The sequence below is a fragment of the Methanospirillum hungatei genome, from assembly GCF_019263745.1.
GTDB classification, from domain to species: Archaea; Halobacteriota; Methanomicrobia; order Methanomicrobiales; family Methanospirillaceae; genus Methanospirillum; species Methanospirillum purgamenti.
The window spans coordinates 1,557,771-1,581,871 of sequence record NZ_CP077107.1 but is presented as its reverse complement, the minus strand read 5'-3'; the positions used below and the strand labels follow the sequence as shown (position 1 = coordinate 1,581,871).

The 24,101-nt window shown below is 44.3% G+C and carries 24 protein-coding genes; 10 read left to right on the top strand and 14 right to left on the bottom strand.

From position 1 onward, the window contains the following. Nucleotides 1-14 precede the first annotated feature (14 nt). The 7 genes from KSK55_RS07430 to KSK55_RS07400 form a co-directional block, all read right to left on the bottom strand. Nucleotides 15-863 carry a methanogenesis marker 8 protein gene (locus tag KSK55_RS07430; protein WP_218608754.1) on the bottom strand — a complete coding sequence of 283 codons (849 nt, stop codon included), beginning with the start codon at nt 861-863 and terminating at the stop codon, nt 15-17. Nucleotide 864: 1 nt separating this feature from the next. Then, nucleotides 865-1,845, bottom strand: a complete 981-nt coding sequence (locus KSK55_RS07425) for a hypothetical protein (protein ID WP_218608753.1) — start codon at nt 1,843-1,845, stop codon at nt 865-867. 53 nt (nt 1,846-1,898) lie between these two features. Next, nucleotides 1,899-3,401, bottom strand: a complete 1,503-nt coding sequence (locus KSK55_RS07420; protein ID WP_218608752.1) for a PKD domain-containing protein — start codon at nt 3,399-3,401, stop codon at nt 1,899-1,901. A 75-nt stretch (nt 3,402-3,476) separates the two neighbouring features. Then, nucleotides 3,477-4,940, bottom strand: a complete 1,464-nt coding sequence (locus KSK55_RS07415) for a PKD domain-containing protein (RefSeq protein WP_218608751.1) — start codon at nt 4,938-4,940, stop codon at nt 3,477-3,479. Between the two features lie 166 nt (nt 4,941-5,106). Beyond that, the gene (locus KSK55_RS07410) at nt 5,107-7,803 is read right to left on the bottom strand and encodes a DUF3821 domain-containing protein (protein ID WP_218608750.1); all 2,697 of its coding nucleotides are present in this window, start codon (nt 7,801-7,803) and stop codon (nt 5,107-5,109) included. Between the two features lie 83 nt (nt 7,804-7,886). Beyond that, the gene (locus KSK55_RS07405) at nt 7,887-9,542 is read right to left on the bottom strand and encodes a PEGA domain-containing protein (protein ID WP_218608749.1); all 1,656 of its coding nucleotides are present in this window, start codon (nt 9,540-9,542) and stop codon (nt 7,887-7,889) included. Between the two features lie 93 nt (nt 9,543-9,635). Beyond that, nucleotides 9,636-10,565 (bottom strand): cache domain-containing protein, encoded by a 930-nt coding sequence (locus tag KSK55_RS07400; RefSeq protein WP_218608748.1) that lies wholly within the window; start codon nt 10,563-10,565, stop codon nt 9,636-9,638. A gap of 250 nt (nt 10,566-10,815) precedes the next feature. Here KSK55_RS07400 and KSK55_RS07395 point away from each other — a divergent pair, with 250 nt between their 5' ends. The 3 genes from KSK55_RS07395 to KSK55_RS07385 all read left to right on the top strand — a co-directional run bounded on the left by KSK55_RS07395 (nt 10,816) and on the right by KSK55_RS07385 (nt 12,147). Then, nucleotides 10,816-11,349, top strand: a complete 534-nt coding sequence (locus tag KSK55_RS07395) for a GNAT family N-acetyltransferase (protein WP_218608747.1) — start codon at nt 10,816-10,818, stop codon at nt 11,347-11,349. A 64-nt stretch (nt 11,350-11,413) separates the two neighbouring features. After that, nucleotides 11,414-11,821 carry a bacteriohemerythrin gene (locus KSK55_RS07390; protein WP_214420321.1) on the top strand — a complete coding sequence of 136 codons (408 nt, stop codon included), beginning with the start codon at nt 11,414-11,416 and terminating at the stop codon, nt 11,819-11,821. A gap of 83 nt (nt 11,822-11,904) precedes the next feature. Continuing rightward, on the top strand, nt 11,905-12,147 hold the full coding sequence (locus KSK55_RS07385) for a hypothetical protein (protein ID WP_214420322.1): 243 nt from the start codon (nt 11,905-11,907) through the stop codon (nt 12,145-12,147). A 127-nt stretch (nt 12,148-12,274) separates the two neighbouring features. Here KSK55_RS07385 and KSK55_RS07380 read toward each other — a convergent pair whose 3' ends face one another. From KSK55_RS07380 to KSK55_RS07355, 6 genes are all read right to left on the bottom strand, one after another. Beyond that, the gene (locus KSK55_RS07380) at nt 12,275-14,929 is read right to left on the bottom strand and encodes a PAS domain S-box protein (RefSeq protein ID WP_218608746.1); all 2,655 of its coding nucleotides are present in this window, start codon (nt 14,927-14,929) and stop codon (nt 12,275-12,277) included. A 334-nt stretch (nt 14,930-15,263) separates the two neighbouring features. Continuing rightward, on the bottom strand, nt 15,264-16,577 hold the full coding sequence (locus KSK55_RS07375) for a hybrid sensor histidine kinase/response regulator (RefSeq protein WP_218608745.1): 1,314 nt from the start codon (nt 16,575-16,577) through the stop codon (nt 15,264-15,266). A gap of 194 nt (nt 16,578-16,771) precedes the next feature. Then, nucleotides 16,772-17,182 (bottom strand): DUF2493 domain-containing protein, encoded by a 411-nt coding sequence (locus KSK55_RS07370; protein ID WP_214420325.1) that lies wholly within the window; start codon nt 17,180-17,182, stop codon nt 16,772-16,774. A 663-nt stretch (nt 17,183-17,845) separates the two neighbouring features. Beyond that, nucleotides 17,846-18,256 (bottom strand): DUF2493 domain-containing protein, encoded by a 411-nt coding sequence (locus KSK55_RS07365; RefSeq protein ID WP_214420326.1) that lies wholly within the window; start codon nt 18,254-18,256, stop codon nt 17,846-17,848. A gap of 420 nt (nt 18,257-18,676) precedes the next feature. Then, entirely contained in the window at nt 18,677-19,090 is a 414-nt protein-coding gene (locus KSK55_RS07360) for a DUF2493 domain-containing protein (RefSeq protein WP_214420327.1), read from the bottom strand. A gap of 278 nt (nt 19,091-19,368) precedes the next feature. Beyond that, entirely contained in the window at nt 19,369-19,869 is a 501-nt protein-coding gene (locus KSK55_RS07355; RefSeq protein ID WP_214420328.1) for a rubrerythrin family protein, read from the bottom strand. Nucleotides 19,870-19,966: 97 nt separating this feature from the next. On the opposite strand from KSK55_RS07355, the gene radC reads away from it, so the two are divergent. Next, nucleotides 19,967-20,644 (top strand): RadC family protein, encoded by a 678-nt coding sequence (gene radC / locus KSK55_RS07350; RefSeq protein WP_214420329.1) that lies wholly within the window; start codon nt 19,967-19,969, stop codon nt 20,642-20,644. Here the strand turns inward: radC and KSK55_RS07345 are convergent, their stop codons facing one another. Continuing rightward, nucleotides 20,645-21,244 carry a flavodoxin family protein gene (locus tag KSK55_RS07345; RefSeq protein ID WP_218608744.1) on the bottom strand — a complete coding sequence of 200 codons (600 nt, stop codon included), beginning with the start codon at nt 21,242-21,244 and terminating at the stop codon, nt 20,645-20,647. It lies immediately after the preceding gene. 156 nt (nt 21,245-21,400) lie between these two features. Between KSK55_RS07345 and KSK55_RS07340 the strand changes: the two genes are divergently transcribed. The 6 genes from KSK55_RS07340 to KSK55_RS07315 all read left to right on the top strand — a co-directional run bounded on the left by KSK55_RS07340 (nt 21,401) and on the right by KSK55_RS07315 (nt 24,077). Continuing rightward, the gene (locus KSK55_RS07340; RefSeq protein ID WP_214420331.1) at nt 21,401-21,628 is read left to right on the top strand and encodes a zinc ribbon-containing protein; all 228 of its coding nucleotides are present in this window, start codon (nt 21,401-21,403) and stop codon (nt 21,626-21,628) included. A 65-nt stretch (nt 21,629-21,693) separates the two neighbouring features. Then, complete coding sequence (locus KSK55_RS07335; protein ID WP_109940061.1) at nt 21,694-21,819, top strand: desulfoferrodoxin FeS4 iron-binding domain-containing protein; 126 nt, start codon at nt 21,694-21,696, stop codon at nt 21,817-21,819. 5 nt (nt 21,820-21,824) lie between these two features. Continuing rightward, entirely contained in the window at nt 21,825-22,163 is a 339-nt protein-coding gene (locus tag KSK55_RS07330) for a carboxymuconolactone decarboxylase family protein (RefSeq protein ID WP_214420332.1), read from the top strand. Nucleotides 22,164-22,169: 6 nt separating this feature from the next. Continuing rightward, on the top strand, nt 22,170-22,826 hold the full coding sequence (locus KSK55_RS07325; protein WP_214420333.1) for a peroxiredoxin: 657 nt from the start codon (nt 22,170-22,172) through the stop codon (nt 22,824-22,826). A gap of 7 nt (nt 22,827-22,833) precedes the next feature. Further along, nucleotides 22,834-23,448, top strand: coding sequence for a flavodoxin family protein (locus KSK55_RS07320; RefSeq protein WP_218608743.1), 615 nt, complete (start codon nt 22,834-22,836; stop codon nt 23,446-23,448). Next, nucleotides 23,445-24,077: a flavodoxin family protein gene (locus KSK55_RS07315; RefSeq protein WP_214420335.1), complete on the top strand. Its 633-nt coding sequence runs from the start codon at nt 23,445-23,447 to the stop codon at nt 24,075-24,077. Before KSK55_RS07320 ends, KSK55_RS07315 begins: the two co-directional genes overlap by 4 nt. Nucleotides 24,078-24,101: the final 24 nt, after the last annotated feature.

Genomic DNA, 24,101 nt, shown 5'->3' with positions numbered 1-24,101 from the left:
TATATAGGTGTCTGTCAGATGAGGGGATGGGGGCTCTTTTCTCCATGTACCGGAAGATGTGCATGGGTAACATAGAGGGGATTTTCTATGGCAGCCATCCGAAGAAGGATGAGGTATTTTCCCTGAGTAGTGAGTGCATAAACCGGAACCGTCGATCCTGCCTGGAGCAGAGCTGACGGTCCACATCGCTCCCGGACAGTTTTTGAAGCACAGGCAGTAACTATATCTGCATATGTGCACACCATATCCGCATCGGTATCTGAATATCCTGTGGTATGAACTGCGATGATTATTGCATCCTGATCTTCTTCCCGAACAGTTTGTGCATCTTCAGGTTTGCTGATGGTTACTATCAGATGGTCATATCCTGCATCATGAGCCGCCCTGACCCCGGAAACTGGGTTCATTAATGCATTTTTTTGATCAGGAACAATCCCCCCTCCTTCAATAATCCGGCTGATGATATCTGGAATGGGTGAAGTACTGACAAGTCCTGACATTCTCCCGCCTATTCCCTGCACCATCTTTGGATCGGTAATGACAACCGTGCCTGCTCCGTCACAGGCGATAACTGCCGCATCGATAAACCTCCTGGAAAGAGCTGTACTCATTACCTCTGATGCACCAAATCCCACAAATGGTTCTTCTGATAAGAGTTCACGGTTTTGTGTGCACATACCAAACGAATCAATCCGGTTCTGAATATTATTCCGGATGGCTTTTGGTGTCATTTCAGTTACCGGACAGGCAAACCGTCTTGCAAGAGGGCAATCGGTGATAACTGGTTCTCCGATCTCAACGACGTTCCCATCCCTGACAACGACTCTGCATTTTCCGGCTGCTTCGATGATATGTTCATCCATATTATCGTCTCCAGAATAGGCATGCAATACAGAGTCCAAAAAGGCCGGCGAGTGGTAGAACACCTGCCTGCTCTGTCGGAACCGGGGTTGGTGGTGCCGGAAGAGGAGTCCTGTCAGGGAGTGGCTCTATGGACTCTGTAACCGGTGTTATTTCTTGTCCATTGGTCATTTCTGTTGTCTCATTTGGAGGTACTGCTCCGCTTGTCACACTGGTCACCAGGGTTGGGGTAGGAACTGCTTCATCTGGTGTGTTGGTTGGTTCCGGGGTTGCCATGACTGAACTGAGCGAGACTAAACTGATATTATCAATAAATCCTTCGGCTTTTACTCCATTCTGGCCCTCACCAATGGATGTCAGGAACAGGTGGGAAAACTCTTCCATCTTTCCGGTGATCATGACAAAATGACTAAATATTGGAGTGCTCTCACCAGGAGAGGTGACAGTAAGGCTAATCCGTTTTTCAACCGGGTACCAGGTTATCCTGAAATGATACTCTTCCTTATCTGAAAATTTGACTGTTTTTCCGCTATAGTTTGCTTTCCCTGGAATTGAAAATGTTTGAGAGAGAAGGTTTTCCTTGGATATTCCTGTCAGCGAGAATGCCTGTTCTCCATTCTGGTTGTATAATTCTGCTAGAACAAGTGGCCCTTTCTGACTGTCATATCCTTCGGTCCCAAAACCAAATCTGAATGAACTTTTTTCTTCTGTCTTTTCCGGATATACATCAAATTCGAGGGTGAACGGACCTGTGAAGGCTTCTGCAAGCGGATAATAGGCATATGATCCGGTTCCGCCTGTGATCTGGTAATGGTATCGTCCAGTCTGATTATCCAGGTAAAATGAGGACGGACTGTTTGTTTCCCATCCGGTGCTGTCTGTAAAGTCTGTAGAATACAGAGGAGTATCAGCTAAGACAGACCCTTGGAGGATTGTGCTCAGTAAAAGGATGGCGAATATGAATGAAACATGCACAGCAGACATACGTGTGTGCTTATGGTATCGTATGCCAAGAATGAAAGGTTGCCGATACCCTTCTACCCAAGGGTAAGTTCGGCTATTCCACCCTGGAAATTCATATTCTGGGCAGATTTCTGGTAAAAGAACCGGCCGGAACTGTCAGGTCCGATTCCTGCAAACTGAATCCGGGGGCTCTCAACATACTTGTAAGGTTCTGAGTTTATATACAGGGTTGTGTACCGGTCACCTTTTGGCATAGTCAGATTGAGGGTTGACGCATAGCTGTCAAAACCACCAAGGGTGAAGCTGTTGACCGGTCCACGTGCCAGAGTTTCTCCATTCTTAACCAGGGTGATATCATTGAAATTAAACGCAGTAAACCTGTTTTTATCTGTGGAGATAGTACCGTCTGATGATCCAGGACCATATATAAGTTGGATCATATCACCAGGTTCAAAGGCGTAGATCTTTCCAGCAACCTTCATTGAACTCGCCGGGTCAGTGACTCTGAGCTTGACATATCCATCTGGTATCAGGCCACCATTGACACTGCCGGTCAGATATACATCCATGAGGGTTGGAGCAGTGACATTAATGCCGATCTCAGGGGAATACTTGTCAGTTCCGTACGCATTGGTGACCCGCAGGGTAACATTATAGTCACCGGCATTCTGGAATATATGAACCGGATTTTTATCTGATGACTGGCTTCCGTCTCCAAATGACCATTCCCAACTCTTTGGGCTTCCGGTGGAGAGATCAGTAAACTGGACAGTCAATGGAGCCTGTCCTATTGTTGGTTCTGCCAGGAATTTTGCAACCGGAGGAGAACCAATCATGATGAAATCACCTGCAGTTCTTCGATTGGATCCATAGGCATTGGATACCAGGAGGCTTACTGAGTATGATCCCGGGACGAAATAGGTATGAACCGGGTTTTGGAGTGTTGAAGTGGAACCATCGCCAAAGCTCCAGAGAAAATCACTGACCGCTCCATAACTCAAATCATGAAATGTTACGGTAAGTGGTGGATCGCCTACCCTGGGTTCAGCAGTAAAATCACTGACCGGCGGTTGCATGGGATTTGCATCCTTAACATTAACCGGAATATTTGTTGGAAGTGGTGTTGGTGTAACCGGAAGCACCATCTCAACCGGCAATGGTGTTGCAGAAACAACCGGTGGCGGTTCGAGCCTTGCTTTATCTATAAGAAGGCTTTCTCCTTTATCGGTCAGGTAATAGACCTCAACCAATCGTGGTGCATCTGGGAGTGGGTAATAAAACTGAATCCGCTCTCCCGGTGACCATGGCCAGGTTCCGCCCTGGAAATTCATGTTCTGGTTTGGCTGAACATCTCCGTTTACCTTGATGACAAGCCGGTCAGAAGAGAATGAATCACCATTCATGTGCTGCATTACAATGGAGTCGCCTTCGCCTTCAATACTAATAGATGCCTGGGGGATCCGTTCTGGAATCGGATTCCAGATAACAAGGATTACTCCCAGAAGAAACAACACAATCATGATCACGGACATGACCATAATTGTCTGAATCTGTGTCATTGCATGTTCTTTACCCATATCCCTTTTCCATCCCTTTCGGTGGATATCTATACCCCCGCATAGAATATCCTGTCTGTATTAATTATCGCTTCTTTATTGTAAAAGAGGGGTTGTAATCTCATATGATTCAATCCCTCCCCTGAAGTTAAAACCTGCCCCATCCTGAACGCTATAGAGGAGTTTGCCTGTTGAATCAGGCCCGACATTATGCAGTACGACTGTCTGGCCTGATTCTGCCTGTATCACTGGTCCACCGTTCACGAGTCCTTTCAAACCTGGTTGTTGAGCTGTGAACCGCATGGTAATATCAGATGCCGCAATTTTCCCGTACTGATTAATATTGATATTTGTCAGCCACCCGGATTCAAACTCCTTTCCATTCACCCATATTGTCACATTTTCAAAGTTGAACTGGACAATTGCGTTATTAATAATGGAGATTGATCCTGTTCCACCGTCATTGAGATCAATTCTAACCAGATCATCTTTGTTCAGGTAATGGTCTTTTCCACCTACCCGGATGAGCATTCCTGGTCCCTTTACGGTGAAGAACAACTGCCCACCTGCATCGATACTGGCTGATCCCGGCCCTGAAAGGAGGGTATCCTGTCTAACAATCGGGAATACCACGATCTCTTTGTCTGGTGATAATGATGCCTCATCAGGATCACAAAATACCATATCCAGGCTTGCGATGTACGTACCTGGGAATGGGTAAATGTGCTCAGGATACCGGGTATTAGATGTCATGCCATCACCAAAGGACCATGATCTGTTTTGTGCACAAACCTGGGTCTGGTCAGCAAACTGAACGACAAGGGGCTGAATTCCCATTGTAGGCATTGCATCAAATTTGATGAGCCCGGTCTCTCTAGCCAAGTCATAGAGTGGCATCTGTTCTGATGTATTGTTTGATACCGTCATGTTTTGTGTCGGAATCAGAACTTCAGGTGTTAGAACCGGTTCAGGTGTAGGTTCCGGAGTTGGAGTCGGTGTTGGAGTCGGGGTAGGATTTGCTGATGTTGAATACAGGAGAATTTCTCCATCTCCTTTGGTGTAGACAAGTGCAACCGTTGCCGGCTTTGGATAACCAGACGTATCTATTTTCAGCACAGCTCCTTGTGGCCACGGCCAGGAATATCCCCCCATCATCGAAAGTTTTTCCTGCGGTATCTGAACGCCATCGAGGGTAAACTTCACATCCTGCTGATGCAAATCAGGCCCTTCTTCATAATACAAGTAGACGTCTTCTCCTGTCTGACTTGGCGTTATTACGACCACCGGTGGGCCGGATGGCGTCAGCATAGGCATTACAAAAAAAACACCTGCAAGAATTATCGCGGCAATAGCAACAATTGCGATGATAATTAATCTGATATCAATTTCAAGTTCGCGCCCCCCCGATTCCTCTGAATCATCCGCTTCAGGCGCAGCACTATTTTTTATATTCTCTGATTCGGGGAAAGAATCCTCATCAGGCTCATCCAGCTCCAGGTCAAGCTGATCGGCCGTCCCCTCATCGTCGAGAAGTTCGAGCATGTCCTCTTCATCCTTCATCCAATACCACCGTTCCGGATACCGGGGGCTTACATCCCATAAACAGGCCAGATATCTGTATGATCCAATTATCCAATATATTATATAAAAGATGGTGTTTGATAGGAGAACACCTGGTTTTTATTTCTCGCTTATATTGCACAGAGTTGGGAGTTGAGTATTGTTACTATGACTCATCCTGGCTTTCATCAGCCTGTGGCTGCACAGGTGCATCTTCGTTTGTTATCTTTTCCTGATTATCTGTTTCTTCAGGTTCTTTTGTTTCAGTTTCTTTTTTCCTCTGCTGCCATGAATATAGGACTACAACAAGCCCTGCAAGTAACAGGCCAAGGGTTATTCCTAATCCAAGTAACACCGGCGGTTCACGACTCCTGTTCATGAGTTCCTGGATGTTTACCATATCCTTATATGGAACATCGATGGAAACCGGGGTCTGTGTGTGGGTAATCTGAATTGTTTCGTTTACAATTTTAGCAGTTATTACCGGAGTTATTGTAATTGTTGGTGTCGTGGTATTATTCAGGGTGATATTCGGGGTTACAACCGTTGGTGTAATTGTCTCTACGACCGGATATTCAACCGTCAGTACACCAGATGCGGTCCCTGGTGATGATACTGCCTGGATCAGAACCTGGTATGTCGAAGCCGGAAGGGTTCCTGCAGGAATTTCAAAGAGGTACTCCTGTTCACCTGCTGGTCCGGCAAAGGTTGTGGTGGTTCCTGAATATCCTGCCCATTCACCTGATGAACCCTTTTGTGTTGGACCGAACTGCTCATCCGTAACTTCAATCAGAATCTTTGAGTCAGGAGCAATGTTTGTCGTGCCTGAAATGATAATTGGAGTGTCTATTGTGCCGGTTAATGACTCACGGTCAATTCCAATCTTTGGATTCTGAATAAATATTGAATACTCTGTGTAGGTATCATCAATGAATTGGCTTGACAACGCGTTTATGAGTGCAGAAGCTGCAGCAGGGCCCTGTAGTGCTCCCGGTCCACCAACCCTGAAGACTGGTGCTCCCCACCAGGGTGTTGTGCCAAGAACAACTTCCCGGTTTCTGTCAGGCCAGAGGTTAAATTCACCATCAGCCATTGGGTGCTGAACTATGACCGAATATTCTCCTGGTGCCATGTCCGAGGTCATTGCTCTGGAGAGATCATAGGAGAAATATCCTCCCCGTTCAACGCTCGCGGTGTCATACCAGAAGAAATTCCTGCCAAATATCCAGATTGCTACTCCTGCATCCGGATTTCCTCCTGATGAGCCGGTAATGGTCAGTTCGTCTCCCTGGGCTACAGTCATTCTTCTGCTTGAAACAGAAATGTATGGTCGTGTCAGGGTGATGGGGATCGTCTCCCAGGTAGTTCTGTCCAGATGGTATCGATCTGAAGGAGTAGAAACAGCATAGATGGTATATGTCCCTGCATCCAGGCCAAGGTTGCCGGTATATAACCGGTAGTCCCATGTTTCACAATCACTATCAGCCATGGTGAAACTGGACGGATTCCCATTGACAACCGCTCGTCGTGGTGCATCAAGTCTTCCACCAGCAGATGGCAGATTAGGCCCGGTTATGAAGAGGTACGTGTCACAGGAACCAGTATTGACACCACGAAGCCTGATCTCTTCTCCGATGGTGAAGGTGTCAGCACCGGTTGTAAGAGAGACGGATCCCTTTACTACTTCAACCTGGATCTTGTCATATTTTGGATTTGCAGCACCAACCGGCCCTTCAATGTGAATGGTATATCTCTGGTCATCTGTCTCCTGGCTTGTCCGGAATTCTACCGTTCTCCTCCCATTTCTGTCAGGATTTACTTCAGCGTAATAGTACACTCCGCTGTAAGGATACCCGGGAACGATCTCTTTGAGTGTTCTGTCTTTTCCATATGGCCGGTATGATCCAATAGTAAACGGACCATCCGGGCGATCCTGTCTGACTCCTTCCTGTGATGAGAGGATCATAGGTGGCTGATCACCAGAACGTCCGCTTCCGCTTCCTCCTTCAACCCATACAACGTACGGAGTGCCTGGTGATCCGGTTATCGTCACCCCGAATGGATCTCCTCTGACAACCCGGTCGGTTGTTGCATGTAGGCCTGCCCGCTCTGTACCGAGGGTTACTTCTGTTCCCCTGAGGGTATATCTTCCAGAATATGATCTGAGATTATCATCCATCCGGTTGACGGCGAATTGTGGTTCAATTCTGTATAGGCCTGATTCATACCCACTCCATCCGGTATCCCATCCACCTGACTCAATGGGAGGAGCATAGCCAAGTTCTCCTGTCGGAATAAAAGAACTGAACTGGTATTGTCCTCCCCCGGGAGTAACAACGCCGGAAAGTGTTCCTCCGCCAGGGGTCATGATCTGGATCTTCAAGGGGCCGTCATTATACCCAAAATCTGGACGACGGGTGATACCCGCGATGTTGGTTTCGACCTGAATAACCAAGGGAGTTCCTTTCGAAGCTGTTCCATATGATCTATCGCTCATCGTGTTCCTGTCCATTACCTTGAGCGATATCCGTGGATTTCTGACAATGAATGCTACCTGACCTGGCATCCCCCGGACCGGGTCCCACTGATACCATGCACCGGTCTTGTCATAAAAGAGATCGGCAATTACACTAAACCTGTTTTGACTTACCTGCATGATATCAAGTGGTTGATCCCTTCCCGGTGATGATCCTGCAGCATAGTATGCAATTGAGGTGTACGGATAAGGTACTGCCAGATGAATGTCAAGCCCCTCTTCTCCCAGGTATACCTCCCCCCCGAGAGGAATTGTTACCGGATCTGCAAGAACAGGGATGCAGAAGAGGATAAGAATGATCGGAATACACACCAGACGAGAATACATAAGGCAGGCTTTGATCCGGGAAGTGATGAACTTTCCGGAGGTGTGTGATTCCCAAAATCAGCCTTTATTCCAATGAATATTTCCTAAGAGTGAATTAATTCATGCTTTGTGGTTTCTCTGCCTGATTTTGTTACCCATCTGACTGTTGCCAGTCCATCTTTCTCTCCTGTGACATATGCAAGGGTTAAATCTGCTCCGGATGGCTCTGGAATGTAACAGTACCCACCACCCTGGAATGCCAGTGCCTGAATTACCGGAAGTGATCTGGTGCCATGAACATCAGTCTGGTTGAATATATTCTGGTCCTCATTGGGTTCTAAGAGAATTGTTTCTTCGTGTATTGACAGATCTACTGAATCCTGGTTTATTATCTCTTCTGAAGAGAGGAGTTCTACAATCTCTGATGTGATGAGTGGAATGGGTGTATTAAGCGAATATGATGTGGATATGACAATATCATCCTTGATCGGCTGTACTACGGTCAGGAGCACATTTCCTGTTGAGGTTGTATTGGAGAGATCATTTTCATACAGTGCTCCTCCTCCAGACTTCGCAATCATGAGTCTGGCATTGCCATAGGGAACACTATTCTGATCAGCATAACTGGTAATATTTTCATTCACCCACATGGAAGAGACAGGGTCTGCAAGGAGGGTGCCGTTTTCCGCCAGGACTGATATTGACATATTCTGATGAGATAATTCTCCGGATGGATTGTTTACTTCAGAGATGAATGCAGAGAGCCCTATTTGTTCATACATGTCTGCTGCTTTTACTCCCTGAGTTACCAGGTCATCAGGAGTAAATCCTGCAGAGGTGACAGGTGATGCAACGATAACGGGAACCGGGGTAACGGGGGGTACCGGGGCATTTCCTGTCGGGATCAGTTGGGCACTGATACGGGCCTGCTCTTTATCCCTGATAAAGAGGGATGTTGAGTATTGCTGGTATCCGGGCAAATTTATGGTCAGGGAATGAGATCCTTCCGGAAGAGTCAGGGTTCGTGGTGTTTTTCCTCTGTTTGTCCGGTCAAGTATAATATCCGCTCCTTCCGGATATGATTCAACCATCAGGGTTCCTGAAGTTATCGGTGCAAACATCGGCTCAAGGACAATATAGTAACTGTTCTCTTCGTCAGGGCTTACCCTGATATACCTGCTCCATGGTTCGTATCCTTCACGACTCAGTGATATCTGATATGAACCATATCTGATGTTATCAATGGTTTTTGGGGTGTATCCATGAAATACTCCATTAATAGAGAGCATAGCCCCGGATGGAGCGGAAGTAATACGAAGACTGGTGCAACAGGAGACTGGGACCAGGTTTGCATGTATTTTTAGGGTTTCTCCAGAACCAGGATTATTGCTGAGTTCCCGAGTCCATGGTTCGTATCCTGTTTTTTCAACCCGAACAGTGTGATATGGAGTTCCGGTGGAAAAAATTTCCACTATTGCAGGGGTAGTCCCTATATCAGATCCATCAAAGATCACCTGTGCACCAGATGGATTTGATGTAATCTTGTACCACCCGGTATCCCCTCCTATTGGTATATCAACCGGCCCGGGCATCGGGATCGGGGTATCATCGCCTGCTGGTTCAGGGAAAGGGAAAGGTCCGGGAATATCTTCAGGGTCAATTATTATCGACTCATTCTCTTCGTCTGCGATACATGGCATAATACATGCTGCCATGACCATCAGAAAAATGCAGATGATATTGTGGATATCCACTCTCATAAACGAGAAGTTCACGTTAACAGGGAAATTGTTTTCGGTTCTCACTTCCTTCTGGTTAAATTGATGATCTGGATGGTTCCAGTATGGGGGTTATTAGTTGGATATGTTGTTCAGTGGTTTGATGACAATTATTTTCCATTCTTTTCCATGAAACGCAATAGTGTCCCATACTATATCATGAGTTCTATTATTGCTTTCTGGATAATCCTCGCTTTGGATCACAACGGTTTCATTCCCTGAATTCTCTGTCTCAATTTGTCCTATTGTTTTTTTGATTATTGAGTTGTCCATGCTCCCTGAATTACCAATGGTATTTTTTTCCGTTTTATCTGGTTCATTATCATAGAGTATTTGTCCGTCAGGCTGGAGGACGTAAACGTTACATCTGTTATCACGATCTGCAACAAGGATTGCATCAGCGAATAATGTCTTTTGATCAACCAGTATTGAAAGTACTCCGGAGACGGTATTATTTACCAGGATCGGATAGCTAACCGGAATAGCAGGAATTCCTTCAACAGTCTGAATCAAGGTTCCCATCACTGGTTCTCCTGTCCGAACCACTTCATTGAGATGGTCCTGGTCTGATAAATCAGAACCAACGAGATCTTCGTATTCATCATATGCAACTTCGGTTATTATGAGATTTTTGTCAAGAATAATCGGACTTTGTATATGAGGGGAAATATTTCTGATTTCTGCAAGGATTTTTTTCTTTTCGTTCTTATTTGGCGTGCTTTGTGAAATCCGGATTGAATGTGCCGTCATGCTGGTATCAATCAGGAGTAATTCTTTTGATATTACACTGATAAGATCGTCCCTGACTTGTATTGCATCTATTTGTGAGTAATTTGAATTTCCATATTCAATTTCCTGGTTATTCTCTGAATTGCGGATATCAATTTGATCTTCAATGTAGGGATCCAAGTCTGATTTTTTATCACTACATCCTGCATTACCTGAAAATATTATGAGCAGGATAACGATAATAACCATGTGAAGTCGGGCTGCTCCTTTATACATTCAGTACAATTTTGGTGGCTTCATTAATTTTATTTCCATTTTTGGTTGATACCTGCACATCTCAGAATTGATATGGTCGGTCATCCAATGATCATGTAGGTGATGCCATGATTGATCAAAAGAGATCCTATGATATGCAAGTCCGGGATGGCTTTTGTTCACAATGGTGTGTTTTTCATAGGTGAACCCTTCTCCGGATAATAGAGCGTGTATTTTTGTAGCGATAGCTAAATTTTCATAATTCGGATAAATGACAACACAACAACTGATGAGTGATCGTCTCAGGCTTGTTCCTGTAACGGTTGAAACGTGTATCGCAGAACTTGAAAAATCACCGAAATTGTCCGCCCTGCTGGATGCAGATATCCCAGGGTGCTGGCCTCCGCCACTGGTGACTGAAGAAACCCTTCACCAGTTCATCTCCATGCTACAGGCCGATGAGGTCCGGCTCTGCTCGTGGTATTGGATTCAAACTTCCCGGATTCTAAATGGACGGGATATTCTGATCGGAGGTGGGGGATTGTTCACAAATGATGACAATTCCTGTGAACTTGGATATTCAGTTCTCACTGATTTTCAAAACCACGGGTATGCTACAGAGGCGGTGAAGGCTATTCTGACTTATGCATTCTCTGTCAGGGATGTGGAGCAGATATATGCACACACCTATCCACATCTTGTCCCATCGGTGCGTGTTCTTCAAAAAAGCGGTTTTTTGTTTAACGGACCAGGAAAAGAAGAGGGAACAATTCAATTCCTTATCACCCGAAAAACCGCTGATTAAGCATTACAGAGAAAAAAATGGAGTATTATTATAGTCTTCGTTACCACTGAGAGAGAGGATTCTGATGGCATTTATCGTATGGGATGAAATGTATGCAACAGGTGTTGCTTCTTTGGACGAGCAACACAAACACCTGATATCACTGTTAAACCGGATGATTGAGGCAATAGCACAAAAGAAGGGAAAAGAAGAACTCTCATATGTGATTGAAGAAATGGGCAACTATGCCACAACTCATTTTCAGGCAGAAGAAACACTCATGGAGAAAGCCGGTTATTCAGAACTGGAGGAACACCGCTTGTTTCATGATGCATTCATTGCAAAAGTGGATGACTTCAGATTAAAATATGATGCCTGCGATGAGGGACTTACCGCTGAAGTCACGATATTTTTAACGAACTGGTTAAATGAGCATCTTTCTATTGTTAACCAGGAATACATCCCTTTTTTGAAAAAGGCCGGCAAAATTTGATCAAAGAATAATCGGGTGTCTGACCGATACATATAACATCTCTGATAACTTTTTTATTAGGCGCATTTTTGCGTAGGTTATTCGTGAGAACAATTATTGATGGTCAGTTATATGACACGAGAACCTCGACTCTGATTGGAGAACGAGAAGAAAGAGGTTCATTTATGTATAAAACCGGCAGAGGAGAGTATTTTATTTATCACTCAATGTCTGCAGTGTATCACCACCCGCCCAGGATTAATCCGATTAGCAGAAGTGTCGCGATTCGCAGACATTTCAGATATTGTCACAACCAACTTCCGTTTGAAGCCGCTTTTTGTGAATGATAGTTTGATCGTATCCTCCGGGCATATCCCGGTCTCTCAATAGATCCTCGTTTGGACACCATTTGTGCATCCAAAGATCTTATTCTGATAGATCTCAAAAAAAAGGCTTATTGTAGGTCTACAATTCCTATCCGAAAGCTCCGTTGACTTCCTGGATAATTCCATCAATACTTACAACCAGACCTTTCTCATCCGCTACTGGTCTTCCCCGTTCACTCATAACCCTGATATGACCGAATTTATCAATAATCCGGTACTCAATCTCGTATGATTCTCCGGTCTTAATGGATTCTTTTTTCGCCTGAATCACCCGTTGTTTATCATCCGGAAAGATGAGTGGGATGAGAGAACTTATCTGCCCAGATGCAAGTTCTTTTGCTGAGTATCCGGTAACTGATTCCAGGTGATCATTATAAAATTCCATATCTGAACCGGCAAGTGAAACCCTGAATACAATTCCTGGAATGTTCTGCGCCAGAGTCCTGAACTGCTTCTCACTCTTCTCAAGGTTTTCTCCTGCTTCAAATCGCATGATGGCGCTTCCTATCAGTGATGCACCAATTTCAACAGCACTGATCTCCTTTCTGCTCCACACCCGTTCAAAATTGGATTCAAGAAACCCGACTGCCCCCCAGATATCTTTTCTGATTCGGATGGGCACAAGTAAGATAGATTTTACTCCATATGGCTCCAGTACCCGTCGGTCTTCTTCACTGAGATCTTTTACCATGCTGTAGACCGGTTTTTCTTCGGAAAAGACAGACTGGATGACAGAGGTATCTTTTTCACTCTTTATCCGAAGCGAAAAAGGTGACCTGGTTCTTCCTGCTACACCGGTTTTTGCATCCCATTCAAGTTCGGATTTGATAAGCTGAAGGCTGCTCGCCGGTGCTTTTTCAAGCAGACATACCTTTCCGACAGATGTTGCCTCCCCGATAAGACCAATTGTCCGGAGTGCTGCATCCTCGAATGATTTTGACTGAAGGATATCAGAGGCTGCCCGGCTTACTGCTTCAAATATCGCGTTTTGTTTTCGGATCTCGAGTTCCATTATTTTTCTTTCGCTGATGTCGCGAAGTGTCTCAATAATGCCAATGATCTCTCCCTGTAGGTTGTATATTGGAGCAGCTTTAATCCAAAGCCATATCCGGTTTTTTGTAACTGGGTGGAGGGTCTGAACATCAGCTGTGATCTTGTCACCGTCAATATCTGTATTATTATACCGGAACAGGATTGATTCATCCCTGCTTAATATGTAATCAGCGAGGACTGGTCTTTTTTGATGATAAAATGACATAGCACAGGCATAGTCGGGCTTTCCGATAATGTCATTCTTTCTGGTGCCGGTTAGTTCTTCCATAGCACGGTTCCACGCTGTTACCTCTCCTTGTGCATCCAGGACAAAAACCGGATCAGGAAGAAATTCTAAAATGTCTTCAAGTCTCTGATGAGCTTCTTTGATAGCAGCTTCTGTCTTTCTTTGTTCGGTAATATCACGGGTGATTGCTAATACAACCGGTTTTCCCTGCAGGTAAAACAGGTGGGCATTCACCTCCACCGGAAGAGTCGATTTGTCTTTTCTCACCAGGTCAATTTCAAAAAAAGCCTGTTCATTTTGTCTGAATGTTTCGACAACCTCCTGAAAAAAAACCTGCATTGAAGAGGGGATGATATCAGAAAGAGAGAGGGTTAAAAACTCCTGGTACGTGTATCCGGTCATCTGGCAGGTAAGGTTGTTTACTTCCCGGAATCTGGCATGATTTAAATTTTCAGTAAGTTCCATCAGGATAATGGCATCTTTTGCGCCCTCAAAGAGCCGGCGATATTTTTCCTCGCTCAGTGCAAGTTTTGTCTCTGCTTCAAGCCAGGCGGTAATATCACGCCATACTGAAATATAGTCAAGTATCTCACCTGATTCAGAGAGTCGGGGCGTTGTTGTGGTTTCAAACCATATCCATTTTCCTTTCAGTGTTCTGAATCTGAATGATGAGGGAAGCCGTGACCAGTTAACAGTCTGTTCATGGTTCCCATTCTGAAATCTTGGAAGATCTTCAGGATGTATAAATTCTGATATCTTCTTTTCCATCAGTTCCTGTGAGACATACCCGGTTAAGAGCTCACAAGCAGGAGAGACATATGAGATGGTTCCGTCAGTCTCCCACCTGATGATCATATCATGGACACTTTCGGTAATCAGCCGGAGATTGGATTCACTGGTTCGGATTGCTTCCTGGAGTGCTCTTTTTTCTGTGACATCCTCACCGGTGATGACAAGGGCAGGACGTTCCTGGAATGATACTGATGAGATAGTAAAAAGATACAGGGTAACTTTATCTTCCCGCTCTATCCGCGCCTCTTCTGATCTGGTCTCTCCTGTCCGAATCATCCGGATTGCTGCAACAAGGTCAGGACCGAAGAGGTCGTCGAGGTGTAATGCTTCAATACTCAGATTTGATATCGCTTCTATTGTTGTATTGATCATGCGCAAAAATGAGTCATTTGCCCACCGGATGGTCAGATCAATATTGAGAATGATGAGCATATGGGGGGAAAAATTAAGAATGGAGGACTCCGGCTGGATATCTGATAGATAGTATTTTTTCTTCTGCCCATGTTGACGCATCTCCAACTTTCCAGAAGAGACCAGATTGTCCAGGTATCGTGCTACTGTATGCCGATGATGACCAGACAGTCGGGAGATATCAGATATACTCAGGGATTTTTTTCCGAGAGTAAAGGTAGTAAGAATATCCTGGTTTATTTTTGAACTGCCGGAATCCACGATTTTATGTTCTTGTTAATAAGATTTATTCTTTCGGCCACCTTTTTATCTGGGTTTTAATTTCACCAGGATGAATATGATATGCTCATGTGTGTGGGACTTGTTCTCACTGCCTTGAGCCGGAGTCTGCTCTGAACGCAAAATCACACACACAAACGAACAGGGGACAATATAACTTCACTTTGAACATGTGTTCTCCGGGATACGAGAACGATACCCTTCCTTAATACCCCTGTTTCATGAGGTAATGTCTTTTCTTCTCTGACCTTATCTGAAATTATCAGAGATTTTCTTATTCAAAAAAAAGGTTTGAACACCTACTCGTTGTAGGAGATCAGGGTCTTGTGATATCTGATGCAAACCGGATGGATCCTTCTGGTATTGCAATTTCGTACCTGGTTCCATGTCCGGGAACTCCGGTCTCGGCGATAGTAAGACCACTCATCTTCAGCACTTCCCTGACCAGGTAAAGAGGAGGGAGGATGTTGAGCCCTTCTTCGACAGAAAAGATCCTCTCTTTATCACTTTCGGGTATACCCTGACCATCATTCTCCAGAAATAATGAGTACCCGTTTTCAGTTACGTGAAATGAGAACCGAATCTCTCCTGCCTTTAGGCTTGGATCCTGTAATGCCAGGACGATATCGGTCATGATGGTTCCAAGACAGGAATCAACATATACCTCAATGTCCTCCGGAATCAGGTTTTCATATCTGATTGCCTGCGTGCGAATAGTGGTGATAGCTGAGTGGATAAGATTTCTTGCTGGTTGCCAGGTCCGTTGTCCTGATCCTGATCTGATATAGGATTGTGTATTTAAGAGAGTGGTCACCGCGTTCTTCATCAAATGGTATGCATCTTTCACCGTTTCACTTGAATCAGGCCGGTTTTCATCACACTCTGCCAGGAGATCAGCAGATTGTTTTACCTGTGTATTGGTTATTTGTCTGAGCGCAGCAGAGAGAGTTTCAATTTTTTCAGTTGCGGTATGTAATGCAGTTTCAAGTCTCCCCCGCTCAAGGTTTTTCAGGTGTAGTGATTCATTTGTCTGCTCAAGATCTTCGATCAATTTCTGCAATTGAGCGTTCGTGTAATGAAGGCGCTCGTGAGCTACCTGCAGTTCACTATTGTTTTTCACTGCCGTCTCATAGGTGGAGAGAAGAATATTGAGGATCTGCATCCTGCTTGAGGCGATGGTATGCACTTCACTCGAGAACACCACATCCAGAGGCTGGTATGATTCTTCATTTTTTGGGTGTTCTTTTGCCTGCATGATACTGGCAATTCGTGAAAAGATATACTCCGGATCATAAGGTTTGATGATGAAGTTATCAGCACCAGCCTCAAGGCCCTTGATAACGTCGACCGGACTATACAGGTGTGTTACAAGAATTATCGGGATATCAGAAGATTTTTCGTCTTTTTTCACCGTTTTGCAGAGTGTATACCCATCCATGTCCGGCATCATAACATCGGTCAGGATGATGTCTGGCTTTTTTTCTTGGATTCTTTCAATTGCTTCATATCCATTGTTTGCAACCGTAACCTGATGCCCTTTCTTCTCAAGAAGGTGCCTGAGATACTCTGCCTGTGTTCGGTTGTCTTCAACAATCAGGATATGTAATGTTGAGTCAGGACTTGATGTCATACCGGTTTGGTTCCCATCTGCTCTGTTCAAAATTCATGACGTGATACCACTTCAAGCTGATGATTCTACACTGCATAACTCAGAATTGATATATGGATTGTTCAGAAGAACAATTTTGTTTATTGAGATGAGAATAGAGGGGTGTTTCTCATCCAGGTGATAACTGAGGAGATCTAAAGAATAGATGTCAGGATTTAATAGGGAGATGGAATTGCACCGGGATAGAATGTCTCAGTCTCAGATCGTCCCTCAAATCCACCAACGCTTTTTATCACAAGGTTGTTGGCTTTTGCTTCAGTGATCAGGTTTTTGGATTCTTTGCTGATCCCATTTGAAAGAACAAGCAGATGGGTCCCATATTCAGCCATCTGAGAGTCTCTCACAAAGGTTGCTGCATTGATATGGCTCTGAAAATCCGGAGCAAATTCCTTGAATTTGATTCCGTGCTCTTCTGCATATCGCTTGGTGTACATATCAACGCCCATTGACCCACCGGATATGATCTCATCTACGCCACCAATCTCAGAGATGAACTTGTTGATTTCTGCATATACGAGGTCTTTTCTTTCGCAGGTCCTAAGTCCGGAAACGATGAGTTTTTTCATGGTCATTCTCTCCTTTGAATTGTTATTTAACCAGCATCAGGATGCCAGGTGTGAACAAACATCCTTGCATTTGTGTATAAAAATAGGTATTTTTTAGGGTCGACATATAGCATAGTATTAAGGTATGCATTTTTGTTCTTTGAAAAATCCATCAATGATTCAGGACCGAGCTGGGAACCTTATCTGTATTTCGTTTACATGGATCGGCACTGCATAGGATCGGTCATAGTATACGAAGGATCATAGATTGTTCGATGTAAACCTGCTGTGAAAGCACAGGATAGGTTCATGGTTTATAGCAATAGTCCTTATTCACTGTGATTGCTGCCGGGTAGAGGATTTGGAATGTTTTTGGAATGATGCGAACATTCATAGCACGCAGCCTCTCCTGTGCCTTTCAAAAAAAATTTCAGAATGATGCTGCTTAAAAAAGTCAAATTGAGCGGAATTTATGTTTATAGTGCCTTAATAAACGTTTTGGAATAATCGGATAGAAAAGAAGATTATTCAAAGGCGTGCACTCAAAATGCACTACATAGTTTAAGCGAATTTTTCGGAATTATTTCGAAAAGATTCGCATTATGCTATAATGAAAACATGAGAAAAGGAGGGTGTATCTCATGTCAGGTAATAGAGATCTTAAGTTATGGTTGTAATGTAGGATTAGTACAGGGATGGAATTACGCCTGCATGGAATGTCTCTGATTCAGATCGTCCTTCAAATCCTCCGACACTTTTGATCTGAAGATTGTTTGCCCGAGCTTCGGTGATCAGATTCTTTGACTCCTTGCTGATACCGTTTGAGAGAACAAGCAGGTGCGATGCATATTCGGCCATTTGTGAATCTCTGATGAAGGTCGCTGCGTTGATGTGGCTCTGGAAATCAGGGGCAAATTCTTTGAACTTGATCCCATGTTCCTGTGCATATTGTTTGGTGAACTGGTCAACACCATTTGATCCACCGGATATTATCTCGTCAACTCCACCTACTTCAGAGATGTATTTGGAAATTTCTGCATATACGAGGTCTTTTCTTTCGCAGGTCCGAAGTCCTGTAACAATGAGTTTTTTCATGGTCATTCTCTCCACATGTTCGTTGTGTCACCAGCTCCGGGTTACCACAAGTGAACACATATGCTTGTATTCATGTATTTAACTAGGTTATTTTTAAGATGTACAAATTGCATATATTTTAATATATGTATGCAGCCCGTTTCAATAATTTTCTCATCACAAATCTGCAATTATCTGTCAGTTTAAAAATATGATGGCAATTTCCTTACTTTATCTCGTTGGTTTTTTTGACCTGGTGAGATCGATCCATCCTATAGATGGATGATGGATTATATCCAGAATTTCACAGAGTTGATGAAATCTGAATATTATGACGGATTATCAGTCAGAAGAGATAAAGTATGAGAAGGGGGGATTTTCTCATATTTGAGGGAGGTATTGGGTGAACATATCTGAGGGATGGAGGAATTCCCTCAGGCATTAGTAGAATGTTCCGGGGTATGCTCCGGCGTACCCTGTTTCCTGTTCAGACATTCCTTTGAATACGCCGATCGTCTTAATGGTGAGGCGGTTTTTACGTGCCTCTTCGATGAGGTTTAATGATTCCTTGCTGATTCCGTTTGACAGGACAAGCAGGTGTGTCCCATATTCAACCATCCGGGCGTCCCGGATGAAACTTGCCGCATTTATATGGCTTTGCCAGTCTGGCACAAACTCCACATGTTTGATTCCATTTTCTTGTGCATATTCCTTGGCCAGAAGGTCAACGCCCTCCATACCTCCGGAAATGATCTCGTCTACGCCACCAATCTCTGCAATATATTTTGAGATCTCAGTAAAGACGATATCTTTCCGTTTACAGGTTCGAAGTCCTGAAACGATGAGTTTCTTCATGGTCAATCACTTCTTTGTCCGCCGTGTCATCAGCACCAGGATGCCACAGGTGAACACATTCTCTTGGTAATCAGATTATTAATAGAAGTTTTATGGGGCGTCCAAAAACTTTAATTTTATATACTATTTTAAGTATGTCTTCTGCCACCCAAAAAATTCCTCACCATACTGACAAAACAAGTATTGTGGGTTGAGATCTATTGGATCCTCTAGAAGATATCAACTGGGTTGTCTCTTCGAGATCAAAAATCTGGTATTATGTAAAGACAAAAACAGGGTTAGAGGGTAACTTCCAGGAATTTTTTACCCGGAACACCACAGATAGGACAGGCCCCTGGAGCTGATTCAAGAGCAACGTTTCCACAGACAGGACAGAGATACACCTTTGAAACCTCGAGATCTTTTCCATCTTTTACTGCTGCAAGAGCTTTTTCATACAGTCCGGCATGAACCTGTTCAGCTTTCATGGCAAATGTGAATGAACGGGTTGCATCTTCATTCCCTTCAGCCTGCGATTCCTTGATAAATCCTGGATACATCTCGGTAAATTCTTCAGTTTCACCTTCAATTGATGCTTTCAGATTTTCAAGGGTGGAGGGGATTCCATACACCTGCAGGTGACGCCGGGCATGAATCTCTTCTGCAAGTGATGCAGCTTTAAAGAGGGTGGCTACTTTCGGAAATCCTTCTTCTGCTGCTTTTTCTGAAAATGATGCATATTTTCGGTTTGCCTGAGACTCTCCGGCAAACCCTGCCATAAGATTGTCTTTTGTCGCCATACTGATTACTTGAAATCAATGAGTATAAGTGTTTCGAGAAGATGTGATAAAACAGTAATCTCATGTACCTGGTGGATTAACCAGTGAGGGCACACCTATGCCTCCCAAACGGATGAATGAGATCGATCCCTGTGACCGGCCAAGAGAAAAGATCGCACAAAAAGGTGCACAAGCATTAAAGGACGAAGAACTCATTGCGATAATTCTGGATAATGGCAACAAAAATTGTGATGTTTTCTCCATCTCGCGAAAAGTTGCTGAGCTTATGGAAAAAAACAATCTCCCGTCTTATGAAACACTTCTTAATATTAAAGGGATTGGACCTGCGAAATCATCACGGCTAATCGCATGCTTTGAGTTGGCCCGTCGATACGGTACTCCTGATATTCTGGATCCGATAAGAATATCTGAGCCCGAAGATATTTTACAGATACCTGAAGTCATAGATATCGGACATAAACTTCAGGAACATTTTCTGTGTATTACCCTGAATGGGGCATCTGAAGTAATCATGGCAAGGATAATAACGATGGGTCTTTTAAATCATAGTTTAGTCCATCCGCGTGAGGTTTTTGCAGATGCTATCACTGACCGGGCAGCAGCCATAATCTGCGTTCATAATCATCCGTCCGGAAATCCTGAACCAAGTCAGGCAGATATTACTGTAACAAAACAGCTTTGTGAGGCTGGAACAATCCTTGGTATCCAACTCCTGGATCATATCATCATAACGAAAGGAGGGGTAAACTCCCTCCGGTCCCTTGGATATCTGTAATCATGAGTTTTTGGTAAGTGCTGAACCAAGGGCGAATCCTTTATCAAATGCTTCTTTTAGAAGATCCGGGTATTGGTCAAGGTCTACTTTATTATCCATATCCCTGATGAGCAGTTCATCAGCCAGCCGGCAGTCCAGAATATCACAAAATGCAAGGGTCGAGATTTTGATACCATCAAAATTATTCGGCAGGTTCATTCCACTGATCGATAACAGAAGTGTCTTTCGGGTTTTTCTTTTTTCTTTTGGAATGAGGGGATCGCTACGGATATATTTTGCACAGTAAAATACCTGACATCTATCAAAGAATGATTTTAAATGGCCGGGAACTCCCATTGTCATGACCGGCGTTGCGATGATGAGACTATCCATGGATTTTAAAAGAGGATACATCTTTTTCATATCATCTTCCATGATGCAGGAACCCTGCTCCTTGCAGTAATACATCTCCCTGCATGATGAGAATTCAAGTGATGGCACATCAATGAGCGTTACTTCACAACCTGCTTTTTCTGCTCCGGCAATCGCTTGTTTGAGAAGTTTTGCAGTATTTCCTTCAGGGAGCGGGCTTCCCAGAAGCGCAAGGACCTGTGGTTTCATACTATATAGTGTTCACAGCTTCAGCCTTTAAGAACCTGCCTTCTTATATCTGTTTTTTCACCGACAACACAACTCTGCCCGGATTCTTTGATTATCAGGTAAATACCGGAATGTACGGTTTCGAATCAGTTATAAAGATCAAGGATGATTACTGATATGGTGAAAACCGTGACCGAACAAAAAAAGGCAAAGGCTGGTGAAAAGGTCGGCCCGGGTAAATACGTTTGTATTGATTGTGGAAAATCACTTGAATTTACCGAGGCTGAACAGGATTTGCGAAAATGCCCCGCATGTGCCTGTGAAATGTATGATTGCTTCCCCATGACCCACATTCGTGAGGATGTGAAGACTCCAGAGGATGCAATCAACCCACCAAAACGGTAATTTTCTTTTTTCACAGCCGGCACTAAAGTACAGTCTGTTGAATACGTATCAAAGAGGTGATTTCTATGGTAAATGTATCTGATGAAGGACAGGTTTTTGAGTGTGAAATCTGCGGAAACGTCGTAAAAGTCCTGGAAGTCGGAGGCGGAGAACTTATCTGCTGTGGTGAACCGATGGTTCTGCAGGGGTAAGGATCATGAGCTCCGGAATGGATGATCTCGAGAAGAAGATCGGCAAAGTTCCAAAGATATTCAAAAAACTTGCTGAAACCGATCCTGATATGCATGAGATGATTCTTCGTTTAGATCAGTATATCTGGGATGACGGGGCATTGTCTCGAAAAACAAAAAAGCTCATCGCGATTGCAATTGCCACGTCCATGCGGGATCAGCACGCAATCAAGGCTCAGATGGTTGGTGCAAAATCTTTGGGTGTAACCAAGGATGAGGTCGAAGAAGCGCTCCGCGTTGCGTATCTTCTGGCTGGAATGCCGGCCTATGTAAATGGAAAAGTGATCGAAGAGGAGGTCATGTGATGCCCTATGTGTTATGAAGAAGAAGAATGTGACTGTGTCGGGTTCCCGGTGCTTGGAGAACCTGCTCCGGATTTCGAAGCGGTTACAACTCATGGAAAACTGAAACTATCAGACCTGAAAGGCAAATGGGTGGTGCTCTTTTCGCATCCTGCTGATTTCACTCCGGTCTGTACGACTGAGTTTATTGCCTTTACTGAAGCTGCTGATGAGTTTAAAGCATTAAATACCCAGTTAATTGGCCTTTCCATTGACAGTGTTCATTCCCACCTGGCCTGGGTAATGAATGTCAAGGAGAAGATGGGGGTTGAAATTCCCTTCCCGATTATTGCAGACCTTGACATGAATGTTGCTTCACGATATGGGATGATTCATCCAGGGCAGAGTTCTACAGCGGCAGTCAGAGCTGTATTTTTCATCGATGACAAGGGTATTTTACGGGCAATGATCTATTACCCGCTGAGCAATGGCCGGTATATTCCAGAAGTTATCCGGCTTTTAAAGGCGCTTCAGACAACAGACAAAGCTGGTGTTGCAACTCCGGCAAACTGGCAGCCTGGTGATAAAGTAGTGGTTCCGGCTCCGGCTACTACTGAAGATGCAAAGGTTCGTCTGACTCAGGGATATGAGTGTAAAGACTGGTATCTCTGCTTTAAAAAACTCTAATTTTTTTATGAAACCGATCCGAGTGCTTGCAATCGCCGGGAGTCCCCGGCGTCATGGCAACTCTGAGATGCTTCTTGACTGGGTTATTGAAGAGATGAAACATGATCCGTCTGTTCGTGTATCAAAGATTGTCCTGACAGATGCTGATATTCAGCCCTGCCGAGGGTGTAATGCCTGCGAAAAACTCAATTATTGTGTACAACATGACGGGATGGATGCTCTTCATGATCAGATAATTGAAGCAGACTGCATTATTCTTTCATCACCGATTTATTGTATGAGCATCTGTGCCCAGGCAAAAGCACTCGTTGACCGTGCCCAGGTCTTCAGGTCACGGAAATATGTCTTACATCTCCCGGTGGTCCCTCCTGAGCGGGTAGGAAAACGATTCGGACTGTTTTTGTCAACAGCAGGGCAGGACTGGGATTATGTGTTTGATGCTGCAATTCCTGTCGTAAAATGCTTTTTTCATGTGATAGATGTGAAAAACAAAGACCTTTCATATCTCATGATCAGGAATGTGGATGAGAAAGGGGCGATAGCTACGCATCCTACCGCGAAGAGTGAGGCTGCCCGGATATCACAGAACCTGGTTGCGATGATGAAGGAGCGGCTTTCATGAGAAAATCCCCGGTCACGGTGATCGGTCTTATGGGAAGTCCAAGGCGTCATGGAAATACCGAGCAATTGTTGGACCGGTTCTTAGAAGGAGCTGCTGATGCCGGCGGTAATGTTGAGAAGGTACTGTTATCGAAGCTTGCCTACTCATCATGTAAAGGGTGTAATGCATGTCATAAAACCGGCAACTGTATCATGGATGATGATGCCCGGGTATTATATGACCGACTCCTAACCGCAGACTGTATCGTGGTAAGTTCTCCGATTTACACGATGGGGATTACAACCGAGCTGAAATCATTTATTGATCGCGCTCATTATCTCTGGGTCCGGTTTTTTAAAATGGGCAGTCATATCATCAGCCCTGATGAAAAAACCCTCCGCAGGGGATATTTTCTCTCTACTGCCGGTATGGACCAGGATGATGTTTTTGATACTGCTTTTCCGATGATGCGAGCTCTTTTTAACATCCTGGGATTTACTCACTGTACTGGTGTTCTTGCCAGAAATATGGATGGATATGGGGGCATCACTGGACATCCAACTGCTCTCATTGATGCCTATCGGATAGGAACCGAGGCTGTAACGGGAATCTCTGAAGAAAAACCCTGTAAGGATCGAATAAAAAAATAGATCCATCTGTTCGTTCACTTTCAC